The sequence below is a fragment of the Aliagarivorans taiwanensis DSM 22990 genome, from assembly GCF_000429505.1.
Classification (GTDB): domain Bacteria; phylum Pseudomonadota; class Gammaproteobacteria; order Enterobacterales; family Celerinatantimonadaceae; genus Aliagarivorans; species Aliagarivorans taiwanensis.
On sequence record NZ_AUBZ01000026.1, the window covers coordinates 18,148 to 33,662 of the forward strand.

General features: G+C 51.2%; 16 protein-coding genes. All 16 read right to left on the reverse strand.

Annotation, left to right across the window (positions count from 1 at the left end; translation table 11 throughout):
• Positions 1-3: 3 nt before the first annotated feature.
• Positions 4-1,458 carry an ATPase RavA stimulator ViaA gene (viaA, locus tag G462_RS0113215; RefSeq protein WP_026959410.1) on the reverse strand — a complete coding sequence of 485 codons (1,455 nt, stop codon included), beginning with the start codon at positions 1,456-1,458 and terminating at the stop codon, positions 4-6.
• A gap of 2 nt (positions 1,459-1,460) precedes the next feature.
• Complete coding sequence (locus G462_RS0113220; protein ID WP_026959411.1) at positions 1,461-3,116, reverse strand: ATPase RavA domain-containing protein; 1,656 nt, start codon at positions 3,114-3,116, stop codon at positions 1,461-1,463.
• A gap of 140 nt (positions 3,117-3,256) precedes the next feature.
• On the reverse strand, positions 3,257-3,682 hold the full coding sequence (locus G462_RS0113225) for a F0F1 ATP synthase subunit epsilon (protein WP_026959412.1): 426 nt from the start codon (positions 3,680-3,682) through the stop codon (positions 3,257-3,259).
• A gap of 28 nt (positions 3,683-3,710) precedes the next feature.
• Positions 3,711-5,090 (reverse strand): F0F1 ATP synthase subunit beta, encoded by a 1,380-nt coding sequence (gene atpD, locus G462_RS0113230; RefSeq protein ID WP_026959413.1) that lies wholly within the window; start codon positions 5,088-5,090, stop codon positions 3,711-3,713.
• A gap of 34 nt (positions 5,091-5,124) precedes the next feature.
• A complete protein-coding gene (gene atpG / locus G462_RS0113235; protein ID WP_026959414.1) occupies positions 5,125-5,985 on the reverse strand; it encodes a F0F1 ATP synthase subunit gamma in 861 nt (286 codons plus the stop codon).
• A gap of 20 nt (positions 5,986-6,005) precedes the next feature.
• Positions 6,006-7,547, reverse strand: coding sequence for a F0F1 ATP synthase subunit alpha (gene atpA, locus G462_RS0113240; RefSeq protein ID WP_026959415.1), 1,542 nt, complete (start codon positions 7,545-7,547; stop codon positions 6,006-6,008).
• Positions 7,548-7,561: 14 nt separating this feature from the next.
• Positions 7,562-8,092: a F0F1 ATP synthase subunit delta gene (atpH, locus tag G462_RS0113245; RefSeq protein ID WP_026959416.1), complete on the reverse strand. Its 531-nt coding sequence runs from the start codon at positions 8,090-8,092 to the stop codon at positions 7,562-7,564.
• Between the two features lie 16 nt (positions 8,093-8,108).
• Positions 8,109-8,582: a F0F1 ATP synthase subunit B gene (gene atpF, locus G462_RS0113250; RefSeq protein ID WP_026959417.1), complete on the reverse strand. Its 474-nt coding sequence runs from the start codon at positions 8,580-8,582 to the stop codon at positions 8,109-8,111.
• Between the two features lie 36 nt (positions 8,583-8,618).
• Positions 8,619-8,873 (reverse strand): F0F1 ATP synthase subunit C, encoded by a 255-nt coding sequence (gene atpE / locus G462_RS0113255; RefSeq protein WP_026959418.1) that lies wholly within the window; start codon positions 8,871-8,873, stop codon positions 8,619-8,621.
• A 41-nt stretch (positions 8,874-8,914) separates the two neighbouring features.
• Complete coding sequence (gene atpB, locus G462_RS0113260; protein WP_026959419.1) at positions 8,915-9,724, reverse strand: F0F1 ATP synthase subunit A; 810 nt, start codon at positions 9,722-9,724, stop codon at positions 8,915-8,917.
• Complete coding sequence (locus G462_RS22815; protein ID WP_051326742.1) at positions 9,714-10,118, reverse strand: ATP synthase subunit I; 405 nt, start codon at positions 10,116-10,118, stop codon at positions 9,714-9,716. The genes atpB and G462_RS22815 overlap by 11 nt, the downstream gene beginning before the upstream one ends.
• A gap of 256 nt (positions 10,119-10,374) precedes the next feature.
• Positions 10,375-11,295 (reverse strand): ParB/RepB/Spo0J family partition protein, encoded by a 921-nt coding sequence (locus G462_RS0113270; RefSeq protein WP_026959420.1) that lies wholly within the window; start codon positions 11,293-11,295, stop codon positions 10,375-10,377.
• 14 nt (positions 11,296-11,309) lie between these two features.
• Positions 11,310-12,104 (reverse strand): ParA family protein, encoded by a 795-nt coding sequence (locus G462_RS0113275; protein ID WP_026959421.1) that lies wholly within the window; start codon positions 12,102-12,104, stop codon positions 11,310-11,312.
• Position 12,105: 1 nt separating this feature from the next.
• Positions 12,106-12,735 (reverse strand): 16S rRNA (guanine(527)-N(7))-methyltransferase RsmG, encoded by a 630-nt coding sequence (gene rsmG / locus G462_RS0113280; RefSeq protein WP_026959422.1) that lies wholly within the window; start codon positions 12,733-12,735, stop codon positions 12,106-12,108.
• A gap of 9 nt (positions 12,736-12,744) precedes the next feature.
• Positions 12,745-14,634 carry a tRNA uridine-5-carboxymethylaminomethyl(34) synthesis enzyme MnmG gene (mnmG, locus tag G462_RS0113285; RefSeq protein ID WP_026959423.1) on the reverse strand — a complete coding sequence of 630 codons (1,890 nt, stop codon included), beginning with the start codon at positions 14,632-14,634 and terminating at the stop codon, positions 12,745-12,747.
• 346 nt (positions 14,635-14,980) lie between these two features.
• Entirely contained in the window at positions 14,981-15,430 is a 450-nt protein-coding gene (gene mioC, locus G462_RS0113290) for an FMN-binding protein MioC (protein ID WP_026959424.1), read from the reverse strand.
• Between the last annotated feature and the right edge of the window lie 85 nt (positions 15,431-15,515).

Consider the following 15,515-nt stretch of genomic DNA (forward strand, 5'->3'; position numbering starts at 1 on the left):
AGCTTAAGAAGCAGATGAAAACCGCTTCACCAAGTTTTTTGTCAGGTGATTGTGGTAATCCCACACTTCATCGAAGATGGTCATTAGCGAAGGGTTGCCATAGCGGCTTAGATTGACCGCATGAAAGCGATTCTCCGACTGCTTGATCTGCGCAATGTCGCCGAGCAAGGACTCTGGCGGTGCTGGTGCGATAAAGTCCGATAGCACCAATAAGTCGGCATTGAGGTAGCGCTGCTGCTGGAACTGCTCTATCGCGGCAGCCAGTAGTTTGTTGATGTCGGTGCCACCATGAAAGCTGTAGCTTAAAAAGCTAAGCGCCTCACGCAACCCATCCTGGCGGGTTAGCTCGTAGCAGATCAGCTCGCTGGAGAAAAGCATCACATAGCAGTCGCGCTTCTCAGCCAGCGCAATCTCCATCAAGCCGTAGGCCAAGGCCTTAGCGCAGCGCTCAGGAAAGCCCTGCATCGACCCGGAGCAATCGATGGCCAGCACAAATGGCCCTTTGGGTAGCTGTGGCGGACCAATATCGACCTTTTCGGTCGCAACCTTACTCAGGCTATGTTGCTTACCTTGTTGCTGGTAGTTGAGCAGGCGCTTGTCGACCAAGTGCTTGTAGAACACCACCTCTAACTCGGGATAGGCGAGGAACAAGATCTCACTGGGCAGCAGCTTGGATATATCATCACTCTCGTGGATACCTACAATGTCATCGTTACAGCTCTGGCTTTGCTCTTGCTGCAGGCTAAGCTGCTCTTCACAGGCTTGCTTACTGTCGACCGGCTGCTGCTCGGATGCGCGCCGACCAATACTCTCGGCGATCTCCTGCAGACCCTTACGCTCTTTTAAAAAACGCGCCACCCGCAGCAACTGTTTGTGCTCGCGCTTGGTCAGCTTACAGGCCGCCATATCCCAAAGCCGGCCAACCTTGCGCCAATCACCTTGTTGCTGCAGCTCAGCCAGCTCTTGTAAGGTCTCTGCGCGTTGGTATAAATCCGCTAGCAACGCCTGCTTGCTTTGCTCCAGCTCGTGCATCTGCGCCTCTTTGAGTGAGAGCAACAAGGACTCAAACCAGCGATTGCAAAAGTAGCTTTGGAACATCGGACTGAGGCGCCGACGGCCATCTTCAGTGAGTTTCTTGGCTTCCAAATAAAAGGGAGAGTGCTCCGCTAAACCCTCGACGATATCATCGACATGCAGAGCAAAATCCACCGCATCCATCTCAATGGCCAACTGATACTGTTGGATCTCTTTGGCAAAGCGCTGCTCTTGAGGAACCCGGCTTAACTGCTGCTGCAGCTGACCCCGCCACTTGCTGAGCTGACCTTTCATGGCCGACTTAATGTCGGCACTGGACTCGGCCATCATCATCAACTGCGGCTTGAGCATCACCTCGCGCACTGCTTCGTCGAGTAAGCCTGATTCTGCGAGCATCACGCCCAATTGCACACTATCGAACACAATTAGGACTCAAAGAACTCAGCGATGTTTTGCAAACGGTAGAGATGGCGCTCTATCTGCCCCTTGAGCTTAGCCACCTGTTGCTCGGCCGAGACCAAGCTGGCTTCCACCAGTTCAGGCAAGCGAGGGTTAATAAAGCTATGGGGCAGGGCTTGGTGGAACAAGCGGCGACTTTGAACCAACTGGAGCTCAAGTTGTTTTAGTTGCTGTTGCAAATCATCTACCTTAGCTGACCAGCGCAGCTTGAGCTCATCATCGATGCCAGCATCAGTCACCAGACCTAAGGGCAGGGGACGACTGGCGATATCGCGGATCACTAGTCCATGGCTAGCATCGAGCTCAATGCGCAGGGTCATCAGCGTTTTCGACTGATTCACATAGCCTAGTAGCTCAGCTTCTCCTGCGCGAATGCGTTTGAGCAGTTGTTCTGGCTCTAAGTAAACCCACCGGGTTTCTCCGTGATCACGTTCGTTTACACCCTGATTCTGCTGCAGCACTACCAAACGGATGAGTTTTGCCCCCACCTCGCTGGAAAACGACCTCGCATTACTGAGATCGATCTGGAAGAACTCTTTACGCAGACCCACCTCAACCGAAGCCATCAACTGCAACTGCTGGGCGATATCTGTTTGCAGCTGCAAGTACTCAGCCTGCAGTAGCTCACAACCTTCCACTATCGCCAGCTGACTAAAGGCATTGTTCACCGCGAAGTGCTGCACACAGGCCTGCACATACTGGCGACTCTCGAGGTTATGCCATAGGCAGTCTTCGAGCAGCAGTACATCTAAGGGGTTAATCTCATGGCGGCCGTTAAAAAAGGCGCTGGCTTTGAGCAGGTGCAGCGCTTTCTTCCAGCGCCGGTCGGATACATAGAGGTCTTTGGCCTGCTCGGAAAGCTCGCTCAGCTCAGCGGGAACCTGCTCAATCGCCTGCTTGAGTTGATAGATCACATCGAACACCGATTCAGGCAGCTCTACCCGCTGCAGGCATTGTTGCCAATAGTGGTATTCCTGATGGGTAATGCGCAGCTCACTAGCGACCTCTGGCAGCTGATACTCACCCAGCAACATTGCCTTAAAGTTCTCTTTTTGCTGGATACGATTAACGAACACCCGCAGTAACATCCGGTCATACAGGGCTTCCAGGCCGCTGTCTTCTTCCGGTAACTCGTTGGATGCGGTCACCAGCAGTCGCATTGGCACTTCTATGACCTCGGCGCCGTTGCGAAACACTCGTTCGTTCACCACTGTGAGCAGGGTGTTAAGGATTGCCGGTCCGGCCTTCCAGATCTCATCGAGGAACACCACTTCGCTGCTCGGCAGGTAGCCATCGATGAGCCGCAGATACTTGCCGTGGTCTTTTAGTTCTTGGATAGAGAGTGGGCCAAACACCTCTTCTGGCGTAGAAAAGCGAGTCATCAGGTAATCAAAGAAACTGGCTTGGTCGAAGGCTTCGGCCAAGCGCTTGGCGATCATGCTTTTAGCGATTCCCGGCGGGCCCAGCAGGAACACACTTTCGCCGGCCAATGCCGCCAGCAAACATAAACGGAAGCTCTCTTCGCGCTCGTAGATCCCGGCACTTAAGGCATCAAGTAGCTCAGAGATGCGCTCAGACAGCAGCTGTTTATCGGAGTGACTTAGCCGGTAGGTATCCGACATGGGGTCATATCTCCCTTAATTTTGCGAATTTAAGAAATATAGCAGGGGAGTTTTGCAGAGGTAGCGAACATTGTTTGACGTACATCCTAAACTCACCAAACAAAAAAGGCGCCCACAGGCGCCTTTTTAATCAAAGCCAACTAGCTGAGAGTTTTACCTAGTAGTTGGATAACTTGCAGCTGAGCCATCGCCTTATTCAACTCCACTTGCGCTTTGTTGAAGTCCATATCCCCGGTTGGGTTACGGATCTGCGCTTCCGCTTCTTTGCGGGCGCGTTCAGACTTGGCACGATCCAGCTCTTCACCACGGATAGCCGTGTCAGCCAGCACCGTTACGCTGTTTGGCTGAACCTCCAGGTAGCCCCCGGAGATGTAAATCAGCTGTTCCTCACCATGTTGCTTGGTCAGGCGAACCATTCCAGGCTTGACCGGTGTTAGCAGAGGGGCGTGGCCATACAGCACACCCAACTCACCTTCCACACCGGTTACCCGCAAATGCTCCACCAAGCCAGAGAAGATCTTCTTCTCTGCGCTTACCACTTCCAGGTGAACCGTCATTGCAGCCATACTTGCCTCCTATCTCGTCTTGGCAAGCTTACATGCTCTTGGCACGTTCGAGTACGTCGTCAATATCGGCGGCGTACAGGAAGGCTTGCTCTGGGATATCATCGTAGTCGCCAGCCAACAGGCCTTTGAAGCTGCGAATGGTATCTTTCAGCGGTACCAGTACACCCGGCTCGCCGGTAAATACCTCGGCTACGTGGTAGCTCTGAGTCAGGAACTTCTCGATCTTACGCGCACGCGATACGGTCAGTTTGTCTTCTTCAGACAGCTCGTCCATACCCAGAATCGCAATAATATCCTTCAGCTCTTTGTAGCGCTGCAGTACACCTTGCACACCACGAGCGGTCTCGTAGTGCTCTTGGCCAACAACGAGTGGGTCAAGCTGACGAGAGGTTGAATCCAGCGGGTCAATCGCCGGGTACAAACCCATCGAGGCAATATTACGGCTCAATACTACCGTCGCATCCAAGTGGGCGAAGGTGGTAGCTGGGCTGGGGTCAGTCAAGTCATCCGCAGGTACGTACACCGCCTGGATCGAGGTAATCGAACCAGTTTTGGTTGAGGTAATACGTTCTTGAAGTACACCCATCTCTTCGGCCAGCGTAGGCTGGTAACCTACCGCCGATGGCATACGACCCAACAGTGCAGATACCTCAGTACCGGCCAGGGTATAACGATAGATATTATCGATGAACAACAGTACGTCTTTACCTTCGTCACGGAACTTCTCAGCCATGGTTAGGCCGGTCAGTGCCACACGTAGACGGTTTCCTGGTGGCTCGTTCATCTGACCATACACCATGGCCACTTTGTCGAGTACGCCCGCTTCTTCCATCTCGTAGTAGAAGTCGTTACCTTCACGGGTACGCTCACCTACACCGGCAAATACCGACAGACCTGAGTGAGCTTTCGCGATGTTGTTGATAAGCTCCATCATGTTTACGGTCTTACCAACACCCGCACCACCAAACAGACCAATCTTACCGCCTTTCGCAAACGGGCAGATAAGGTCAATAACCTTTACGCCAGTCTCTAGCAGTTCGGTAGAGCTACTTTGCTCTTCGTAGGTCGGGGCTGTACGGTGAATTTGATAGCTATCGTCAACGCTTAGGTCACCTTTACCATCGATGGGGTGGCCCAGTACGTTCATAATCCGTCCCAGGGTACCTTCACCCACGGGTACGGTGATCGCATCACCGGTATTAGATACTTCCAAGCCGCGGCTTAGGCCTTCCGATGCACCCATACAGATACAACGAACCACGCCGCCACCAATTTGCTGCTGAACTTCAAGCACCAGCTTTTCTTGGTTTTGAACCTCAAGGGCATCGTATACCTTAGGTACACTGTCCTGTGGAAATTCAACGTCCACAACAGCGCCAATTACTTGGACGATGTTACCGTTACTCATGTTGATTCCTCTAAATTTATTCCGTTACCTAAGCCTAAACGGCTGCCGCTCCCGCAGAAATCTCACCCAACTCTTGGGTAATTGCCGCTTGACGTTCCTTGTTGTAAACCAACTGAAGGTCATCAATAAGACTGCCCGCATTATCGGTTGCTGCTTTCATAGCAACCATTCGCGCCGCTTGCTCACACGCCAGGTTTTCCACCACAGCTTGATACACCTGAGATTCGATGTAGCGAACCATCAGGCCATCGAGGATCTCTTCGGCATTCGGCTCGTACAGGTAATCCCAATTGCGACTGGCGATTTCCGGGTCATCAGCTTTAGGCAGCGGTAGTAATTGGTCGATATGCGGCTCCTGGGTCATGGTGTTAATAAACTTATTGAACACCACGTAGATACGATCGAGTTTGCCCTCGTCGTACTCATCCAGCATTACCTTCACCGTACCAATCAACTCTTCTACCGTCGGGTTATCAGCCAAACCGGTGTTTTGCGCTAGCACCTTCCCATGGTGAGGGAAGAAGCCGGCCGCTTTACCACCAATCAGGGCCATTTCAACCTCAACGCCCTGATCTTGCCATTGCTGAATCTCTTTGATGGTTCGCTTGAACAGGTTGATGTTCAAACCACCACAAAGACCACGGTCGGTAGAAACGATGATATAGCCCACTCGCTTGGCTTCACGCTCGACCACATACGGATGTTTGTACTCGAGGTGACCCAAGGCGATATGACCAATTACGTTGCGCATGGCATCTGCGTAAGGGCGGCTGGACTCCATTTGCTCTTGAGTGCGTCGCATCTTACTGGCAGCTACCATTTCCATAGCTTTGGTAATCTTTTGGGTGTTTTTTACACTGCCAATCTTACCTTTAATCTCTTTAGCGCCGGCCATAACTGTTCGCTCCTATGCGCTTACCACGACTGAGTGGTCTTGAAGTTTTCAATCAGTGATTTGATTGCGTCTTCAATCTCGTCGTTGTAATCGCCTTTCTCGTTAATCTTCGCGAGCAGATCGGCCGCTTCGTTGCGAGCGTAGTTGAGCAGCGAGGTTTCAAACGTCACCACGTGGTCAATCTCTACGTCCAGCAAGTAGCCTTTCTCTGCGGCATACAGGCTGATGGCCTGTTCAGCCACCGATAGCGGCGAGAACTGAGGCTGCTTCATCAGCTCAGTTACTTTCTGGCCATGATCCAACTGCTTACGGGTTGCATCATCCAAGTCAGAAGCAAACTGGGCGAAAGCCGCGAGTTCACGATACTGTGCCAATGCGGTACGAATACCACCGGACAGCTTCTTAATGATCTTGGTTTGCGCTGCACCACCTACCCGCGATACCGAGATACCCGGGTCAACCGCCGGACGAATACCGGAGTTAAACAGTTGGGTGGTGAGGAAGATCTGACCATCGGTAATCGAGATCACGTTGGTCGGTACGAAAGCAGATACGTCACCGGCTTGGGTTTCAATAATCGGCAGGGCAGTCAATGAACCGCTCTGACCTTTCACTTCACCCTTGGTAAAGTCTTCTACGTACTGCTCGTTTACCTGAGCGGCACGCTCTAGCAGACGAGAGTGAAGGTAGAATACGTCACCCGGGAAGGCTTCACGGCCTGGTGGACGACGCAGCAACAGTGAGATCTGACGATACGCTACCGCCTGTTTAGACAGGTCATCGTAGATAATCAGCGCATCTTCACCGCGGTCGCGGTAGTACTCACCCATGGTACAGCCGGCGTAAGGTGCCAGGTACTGCAGGGCGGCTGAGTCAGAGGCCGATGCGGCAACAATGGTGGTGTAACCCATGGCGCCGTGCTCTTCGAGCTTACGCACCACGTTAGCGATGGTAGAAGCCTTCTGGCCAATCGCCACGTACACACATTTAATGCCTGAGTCTCGTTGGTTGATGATGGCATCGACTGCGATAGCCGTTTTACCTACCTGACGGTCACCAATAATCAACTCACGCTGACCACGACCGATAGGAATCATCGAGTCGATAGCTTTAATACCGGTTTGTACCGGCTTATCTACCGATTTACGTTCCATAACGCCCGGTGCAATCACCTCAACCGGTGCGAAGCCATCGTTATCAACGGCGCCTTTGCCGTCGATGGGCTCACCCAGGGTGTTTACGACACGGCCCAGCAGGCCACGGCCAACCGGTACCTCAAGGATACGTCCGGTGCTTTTTACTTTGTTGCCTTCGGCCAAATCGGCATAAGGCCCCATCACAACCGCACCTACAGAGTCACGCTCCAAGTTAAGTGCGATGGCATAACGGTTGCCGGGAAGTTCGATCATTTCACCTTGCATCACATCCGCAAGGCCATTAATGCGAAGAATACCGTCACTTACACTAACGATGGTCCCTTCGTTTCGAGCTTCACTCACAACCTCGAACTGTTCAATACGCTTTTTGATCAGTTCGCTAATTTCAGTGGAGTTCAGTTGCATGCTCTATTCCCCAATTACGCTTGCAGTGTGTCGGACAGGCGACGTAGTTGCCCCCGAATTGAACGGTCGATCACCATATCACCGGCTCGAATAATCACGCCGGCAATAAGAGTTGGGTCGACACTGCAAACAAGCTCTATCTTGCGTGCTAGTCGCTGTTCTAAAGATTCACTAATTTGCGCTCGCTGCTGTTCGCTTAGCTCCTCAGCAGACACCACCTCAGCGGTCACTACCTTGGCATACTCAGCCTTAAGCTCTGCATAGAGAGCCAACACAGCGGGCAGCGCAGACAGGCGCTGATTCTCGGCCATCACCTTGAGGAAGTTAGTAAACTTCTCATCAAAGTAGCCATCACCGACAGCGCTAAAGAGGGAAATTGCCGCATCGGGCAGTACCCGTTGCAACTGTTTGGTCACCTGTTCGTTGTCTGCAATCTCAGCAGCAACAGCCAGCATCCCGGTCCACTCTTCTATCGCTTGTTTTTCTACGGCGTAATCAAACGCAGCTTTAGCATAGGGACGAGCAATGGTGTTGATTTCAGCCATAAGCTCTACCTGCCCCTTATTTCAGCTCAGCAACTAATTTATCGACGATGCTCTGACTCACATCCTTGTCGACGGAACGCTCCAGGATTTTCTCTGCACCACTTACTGCTAATTCAGCAAGCTGGGCACGAAGCTCTTCCTGAACGCGATTGCGTTCGGCTTCTACTTCGGTTTTACCTTGAGCGATGATTTTTTCGCGTTCACGATTGGCCTGTTCTTTGGCTTCATCGATGATTTGCGCTTTTCGTTTGTTCGCCTGATCGACGATCTTGTTCGCTTCAGCTTTGGCATCCTTGAGATGATCGGTTGCCTTTTCTTTAGCGAGTTTCAGATCCTTAACCGCACGCTGCGCGTCGGCTAAGCCATCGGCGATTTTCTTTTGACGGGCTTCGATTGCATCGATCAATGGTGGCCACACAAAGCGGTAGCAGAACCACACAAAGATGGCGAACGAGATCAACTGCCCGAACATGGTAGCATTGATATTCACAATGACACCTCCCTATGTTTCGGATTGAACGACGACTTAGCCCAGCAAACCGACAAAGGGATTAGCGAATACGAAGAACAGGGCAATACCTACGGCGATCATAGAAATCGCATCCAACAGACCTGCGATAATGAACATCTTGGTTTGAAGAGCAGGGGCGAGTTCAGGCTGACGAGCTGAGGCTTCTAGTAACTTACCACCCAGCAGAGCAAAGCCGATTGCAGTACCTAGTGCGGCCATACTCAGCATGATTGCTACGGCGATAATAGTAAAACCAACAACAGTTTCCATGACAAAATCTCCAATAAATAAATCGGTTTTTACGTTGTTAACTAGTGATCTTCATGAGCCAACGCCAGATAGACGATTGTTAGCATCATAAAGATAAATGCTTGAAGCACGATGACCAGAATGTGGAAGATCGCCCAAGGGACCGATAAGGTCCACTGGAACCACATAGGCACCAATGCCGCAATAAGGATAAAGATCAATTCACCTGCATACAGGTTTCCGAAAAGACGAAGGGCAAGTGAGAAAGGTTTGGCCAACAGGGTTACCGACTCCAACAAGAAGTTGAAGGGGATAAACGCCCAGTGGTTAAAAGGATTGAGGGTCAATTCCTTGGCAAAGCCTTTCGCGCCTTTGACTTTAATGCTGTAGAACACAATCAAGATAAACACCCCTAAGGACATGCCAAAGGTAATGTTCAAATCGGTTGTCGGTACAATCTTAAAGTACTCGGCCCCCATCAGATGGAAGAGTTGAGGTAGCCAATCAACAGGCACCAGGTCCATCAAGTTCATCAGGAAAACCCAAACGAAAATGGTTAGACCCAGGGGTGCGATAAAACGGTCGCTGCGATGGAAGGCATCGCGTACGGCGTTATCAGCGAACTCGATAAGCATCTCAACGAAACATTGAAACTTACCGGGTACCCCTTCTGTTGCACGTTGTCCTACGTAATAAAATATTCCGAGGAACAAGGCACCTAAACCAACTGAAAACAGGAGTGAATCAATGTGCCAGGTCCAGAATCCGGCGTTCTCACAATGGTGATTGAATGCGATATGGCCATCAGCCATACACATTGAAGCATTCGTGAGGTGGTGCTGGATATAACCTGAAACAGAATCAGCAGCCATTTATCATCCTATTTTTGTTGCTTAAAAATAGTGAGGCAGTCCATTGCGTCATCGTGCTGAAGATAAAACCGAGCAGCAGCGCCAAAGGCACTACCTCGAGCAGGGCAAACGCCATTACGAATAGCATGGATACGAGGGTGAGTTTGAGAACCTCTCCAAGGTAAAAACTTAATACCACGTTTTTGCCCTGCCGCGCCCCGACGAATAAAAACGCCATGGCGGTGAACAGTGCATTGGGCAGTAAAAAAATTAATCCCCCGAGCAACACGGAAAGAGCCACTTCCTTGTCGAATAAGTAACCGCTTTTCAACGTGAGCAAGGCAACGAACCCGGTCTGAAAAGCTACGAAGTACAACGCCTTAGTGCGCACTCCGTTGGCTAAAGTGTCAGACATCCTCTACCTCTCTGTCGTTACAGTCAGCCAGTTTACACTTTTTTTAGCGTGAGCAAAGTCACAATTAGCTAGCTAAAAGCAATTTGATTATACGATGAACCAGCGATGATGCAATCAAATGTTGCCAACAAGTGAAGGGTTTTTTAAGAAGTTAGAGGTAAAACGGGGAAAACCCCCCGTTTAATGAGGAAAATTTAGCTTTTTGAGAACCTAAATGTAAAGTTAAATGTTAAAAGACAAATACATCAAAAATAGATTAAATTGATGTTTCTTCATCTATCATTTGGTTCAAAATACCATCGAGCTGCTCCAGAGAAGCATATGATATCACCAGCTTGCCGTTTCCTTTTTTGCTTTGCTGGATCTTCACGCCAGCACCAAAGCGTTCACTGAGGCGCAGCTCTAAACTTTCGATATTAGGATCGGCTTTTTCGACTTTAGTCTCAGGTTTCGGGTTTAGAAGTTTTTTTACTAACTTTTCGGTATCGCGGACGGTCATCGCCTTGGCCACCACGATACGCGCCGCATCACACTGAGACTCATCTTCCAACGCCAGCAAGGCACGGGCATGGCCCATCTCGATATCGCCGTGCTCCAGCAAGCGCTTCACCTCTGCGCTCAAGCTGTTGAGACGCAGCAGGTTAGTCACCGTGGTACGCGATTTACCAACCGCGTCGGCAACTTGCTGATGGGTCAGCTCAAACTCGTTCATCAAGCGGTCAAGGGCGACCGCTTCTTCCATGGCATTAAGGTCTTCGCGTTGGATGTTTTCGATCAACGCAATGGCAACGGCGTTCTCGTCGCTGACATTCTTAATCAGACAGGGCACTTCGTGTAGATGGATCTGCTGGGCGGCGCGCCAACGGCGCTCACCGGCGATGATCTCGAAACTCTGCTCACCCAGCTGGCGTACCACAATCGGCTGGATAACCCCTTGGGCTTCAATGGAGCGAGCTAGCTCCTCGAGCGCTTCCGGGGACATGTCCTTACGCGGTTGGTATTTGCCGGGGCTAAGCCATTCGATTGGCAGCTTACGCAGCTCACCACGGTTGTTGTCGACCGTTTCCTGAGCGTTATCGGCCTTAGTATCTTCTTCGACCTGACGCTGCCTGGCGCTGCTGCTGGTGCTCAGCAGTACGTCCAAGCCCTTACCTAAACCACGTTTTCTCGCCACCATATTGTTTTCCGTGCTCATGAATTCGCCGCCAAGGCCAGTGCTTCTTCTTCGTGGCGGCGAATAATTTCTCCCGCTAAAGCCAAGTAAGCCTTGGAACCATTAGATGTTTTATCATAATACATCGCTGGTTTGCCAAAACTAGGGGCTTCAGCCAGGCGCACATTGCGCGGAATGACGGTTCGGTAGACTTTTTTGCCAAAATGCTGCTTGAGTTGCTCACTCACATCCGCCGCCAAACGGTTACGCGGATCGAACATGGTACGCAGGATACCTTCCACTTTCAGATCGGGATTGACCACGGCCACCAGCTTGCTGATGGTGTCCACCAGCGCGGTCAAGCCTTCCAGGGCGTAGTACTCGCACTGCATAGGCACCAACACGCTGTCGGCGGCGGCCATCGCGTTCACAGTCAGCATGTTCAGTGAAGGTGGGCAGTCGATAAAGATGTAATCATACTGGGCGCGCACCGGTGCCAAAGCATTACGCAGGCGTACCTCACGGGCAAACAGCTCCATCAGGCGGATCTCTGCGGCGGTCACATCGGAGTTGGCAGCGATCAGATCGTATTGACCGGAGGTGCTCTCAACGATGACTTGCTCAATGGGATCCTCATCGATCAGCAGATCATAGACGGTTTTAGGATCGTCGTACTTGTCAACGCCTGAGCCCATGGTGGCATTGCCCTGCGGATCGAGGTCGATCAACAACACTTTGCGCTTGGTTGCCGCCATCGAGGCGGCCAGGTTGACGCTGGTGGTGGTTTTACCCACGCCACCCTTCTGATTTGCTACTGCAATGACTCTTCCCACGCTATTGGCCTTCGCTCAGTTTGTTGATAATCACCAGATGCCGTTCGCCTTCAAGCTCTGGCACAACTAAAGAATGCAGTTTATCAACAATATAACCCTCGTTGAGTTGATCGAGTTCATGTTGATGAAGCTGCCCCTTCAAGGCATAAAACTTACCACCTTTGGCAGGGAGGTGAGAGCACCAATTGAGCATATCGGAAATAGAGGCGAAGGCACGGCTAAGCACGCCATCGAACTGTTTGCCCTGAAACTCTTCGACCCGACTTAGCACTGGAGTCACGTTTTTCAGGTCCAGCGCATGCACCACTTGGCGGATAAAGCTGATCCGTTTTCCCAAGCTATCGAGCAGCGTGAACTGCTTATCAGGGTTGATAATCGCCAGTGGCAGACCGGGCAAGCCAGGTCCGGTACCCACATCAATTAAAGCACCATCAGGTAAGTGAGGACTTACCACTAAGCTATCGAGAATATGTTTAACCAGCATCTCTTGCGGGTCACGCACCGAGGTGAGGTTGTAGGCTTTGTTCCATTTTGCCAGTAGTTCTACCAGCTGCACGAGTTGTGCTACCTGTTGCTCAGTCACAGACAGTTCTGTCTGAGCAAGCAGGTCTTCAAGACGTTGTTTTAACACCCGATCATCCTAAGCTGACTTTTTCGCCAGATCGTGTTTTTTCAAATATACCAGAAGCAAGGATATCGCAGCCGGCGTGATACCTGAAATCCGCGAGGCCTTACCCAGCGTTTCAGGGCGCGCTTCGCTAAGCTTGGCGATCACTTCGTTAGACAGGCCACTGATTTGGCTGTAATCGAGATCCTTGGGAAGGAGTGTGTTTTCGTGTTTCTGCGATTTTTCGATCTCTTCGAGCTGGCGCTTGATGTAACCCGCATACTTGATTTGGATCTCGACCTGCTCGGCAGCGGATTGCAACTCCAAGCCCGGACCAAAGCCGTCGATTTCCATCAATTGCTGGTAGCTCAACTCAGGTCGACGCACCAGCTCTTCCAAGCTGCTTTCACGGCCCAAAGGGTGCTTAAGCATCGGGTTGAGCGCAGGCACTTGCTCAGAGTTGGGGTGTACCCAGATCCCACGCAGCCGTTGGCGCTCTTGCTCTACCGCTTCCATCTTCTGGTTAAACCGCGCCCAGCGATGATCATCGATCAGACCAAGCTTACGGCCCTGTTCGGTAAGACGGATATCGGCGTTGTCTTCACGCAGTAGCAAGCGGTATTCGGCGCGGCTGGTGAACATGCGGTAGGGTTCTTTGGTACCCAAAGTGGCCAAATCATCGACCATCACGCCCATATAGGCTTGTTCACGGCCCGGTGACCAGGCCTCTTTCTGCTGTGCTTCCAGCGAGGCATTCATGCCGGCAATCAGTCCCTGTGCACCGGCCTCTTCATAGCCGGTGGTACCATTAATTTGCCCAGCGAAATACAAGCCTTTCAGGTACTTGCTTTCAAGGGTTTGGTGCAAATCACGGGGATCGAAGTAGTCGTATTCGATGGCGTAACCGGGGCGCACGATGTGGGCATTCTCCAGGCCTTTCATCGAATGCACCAACTCAACCTGCACATCGAATGGCAGGCTGGTAGAGATCCCATTGGGGTAGACCTCGTGAGTGGTAAGGCCTTCAGGCTCGATAAAGATCTGATGATTGTTTTTATCGGCAAAGCGGGTCACTTTGTCTTCGATGGACGGGCAGTATCGAGGGCCAGTACCTTCAATCACCCCGGTGAACATTGGGCTACGATCCAGGCCGTTGCGAATAATCTCGTGGGTACGTTCGTTGGTATGGGTGATGTAGCAAGGGATCTGCTGCGGGTGATCCTGTTGCGATCCAATAAACGAGAACACCGGGGTTGGCGTATCACCCGGCTGTGCTTGCATCAGCGAAAAATCGATAGAGCGGGCATCGATACGTGGCGGCGTACCGGTTTTAAGGCGCCCTACACGCAATGGAAGCTCACGCAAGCGGTCTGCCAAGGCAATCGATGAAGGATCGCCTGCACGGCCTCCTGAGTAGTTATTCAGGCCGATATGGATGGTGCCCGCAAGGAAAGTTCCTACCGTAAGGACCACGGTTTTGGCACGTAGCTCCAGTCCTGATTGGGTTACCACACCGACAACGCGCTCGCCTTCAACGATCACATCGTCACAGGCTTGCTGGAAAATGGTCAGGTTAGGCTGATTCTCTAGTTTTTCACGAATCGCTGCTTTGTAGAGGATCCGATCGGCTTGGGCGCGGGTTGCGCGAACTGCTGGGCCTTTACTTGAGTTCAAGGTACGGAACTGGATCCCAGCTAAATCAGTGGCTTGAGCCATTAAGCCGCCCAGTGCGTCGATCTCTTTAACCAGATGCCCTTTGCCGATCCCACCAATTGCGGGATTACAGGACATCTGACCCAGTGTTTCCACATTGTGGGTTAACAGTAAGGTGTTGCTACCCATACGCGCAGCAGCGGCAGCCGCTTCGGTACCAGCGTGACCACCGCCAATAACGATCACATCATATTGCTGTTGATAGAACATCTGTACTTCCTCAATCGAGCCTGAGTAAAAAGGGGGCGATATTCTACTGCTTTAGCCTCTCAATGGGAATCATTCGATCGAAATCGGATCAAGGGCGATCCAATATAAAAATATAAGATCTATTTAAAGATCTTTTATTGGATCTACTATTAGGATCCACCCTTTCTGTGGAAAAGCCGTTTTTTCCTATAAGTATCATAGATATAACTCGGATCAATAGATGTGAAAGATCCGGGATCTGATCGCGTATAAGCTGAGATCATTTTAGCTAGTTATACACAGAGCTAGGGGTTACCAAAGTTATCAACTTGAATAACTACGAGTAATTCAGCGGAAAGATCATGGTTTATCCACAGTTTAGATCGTGAAGTTTCTGCTTCCACTGGTCTAACCACTCTGATGCAGTATCCTCAGGTAAAGCCTCTTGCTCGACATCGATTTCTATTAGCTCCACCAACGCCGTTGCTCCTAGCGCTTGCAGTTGCTTATCAAAGGCATGTCCGGCACCACAGAAGGTGTCATAGCTACTACTACCAATGGCTGCAACAGCATAATGGGTACCAGCCAAGTTAGGTTGTTCGCTTACCAGTTGCTCATAGATAGGTGCCAGGTTGCCTGGAACATCACCTGCACCGTGGGTTGAGGTACAAACAAGCCAAAACGCGCTGGGGTCGAGATCGCTCAATTGGCTATCAAGGTGCAGGGTGACCTGATGATCTTCCAGCTTTTGCGCCAACTCTTCGGCTACGTACTCCGTTCCACCCAGGGTGGATCCAACCAACAGATCGATCTTCACGCTTAATGCTCCTGTAAAACTTATCCAACACCGTCATGGTGTAGCTAGTGTATAGCATGTGGGTATCTATATAGCTATATGCATT

Bases quoted from the DNA above. Each gene is read 5' to 3' on its own strand.
- G462_RS0113220 (WP_026959411.1), bottom strand. From the start codon at position 3,116: ATGTCGGATACCTACCGGCTAAGTCACTCCGATAAACAGCTGCTGTCT.
- G462_RS0113225 (WP_026959412.1), bottom strand. From the start codon at position 3,682: ATGGCTGCAATGACGGTTCACCTGGAAGTGGTAAGCGCAGAGAAGAAG.
- atpD (WP_026959413.1), bottom strand. From the start codon at position 5,090: ATGAGTAACGGTAACATCGTCCAAGTAATTGGCGCTGTTGTGGACGTT.
- atpG (WP_026959414.1), bottom strand. From the start codon at position 5,985: ATGGCCGGCGCTAAAGAGATTAAAGGTAAGATTGGCAGTGTAAAAAAC.
- atpA (WP_026959415.1), bottom strand. From the start codon at position 7,547: ATGCAACTGAACTCCACTGAAATTAGCGAACTGATCAAAAAGCGTATT.
- atpH (WP_026959416.1), bottom strand. From the start codon at position 8,092: ATGGCTGAAATCAACACCATTGCTCGTCCCTATGCTAAAGCTGCGTTT.
- atpE (WP_026959418.1), bottom strand. From the start codon at position 8,873: ATGGAAACTGTTGTTGGTTTTACTATTATCGCCGTAGCAATCATGCTG.
- atpB (WP_026959419.1), bottom strand. From the start codon at position 9,724: ATGGCTGCTGATTCTGTTTCAGGTTATATCCAGCACCACCTCACGAAT.
- G462_RS22815 (WP_051326742.1), bottom strand. From the start codon at position 10,118: ATGTCTGACACTTTAGCCAACGGAGTGCGCACTAAGGCGTTGTACTTC.
- G462_RS0113270 (WP_026959420.1), bottom strand. From the start codon at position 11,295: ATGGTGGCGAGAAAACGTGGTTTAGGTAAGGGCTTGGACGTACTGCTG.
- mnmG (WP_026959423.1), bottom strand. From the start codon at position 14,634: ATGTTCTATCAACAGCAATATGATGTGATCGTTATTGGCGGTGGTCAC.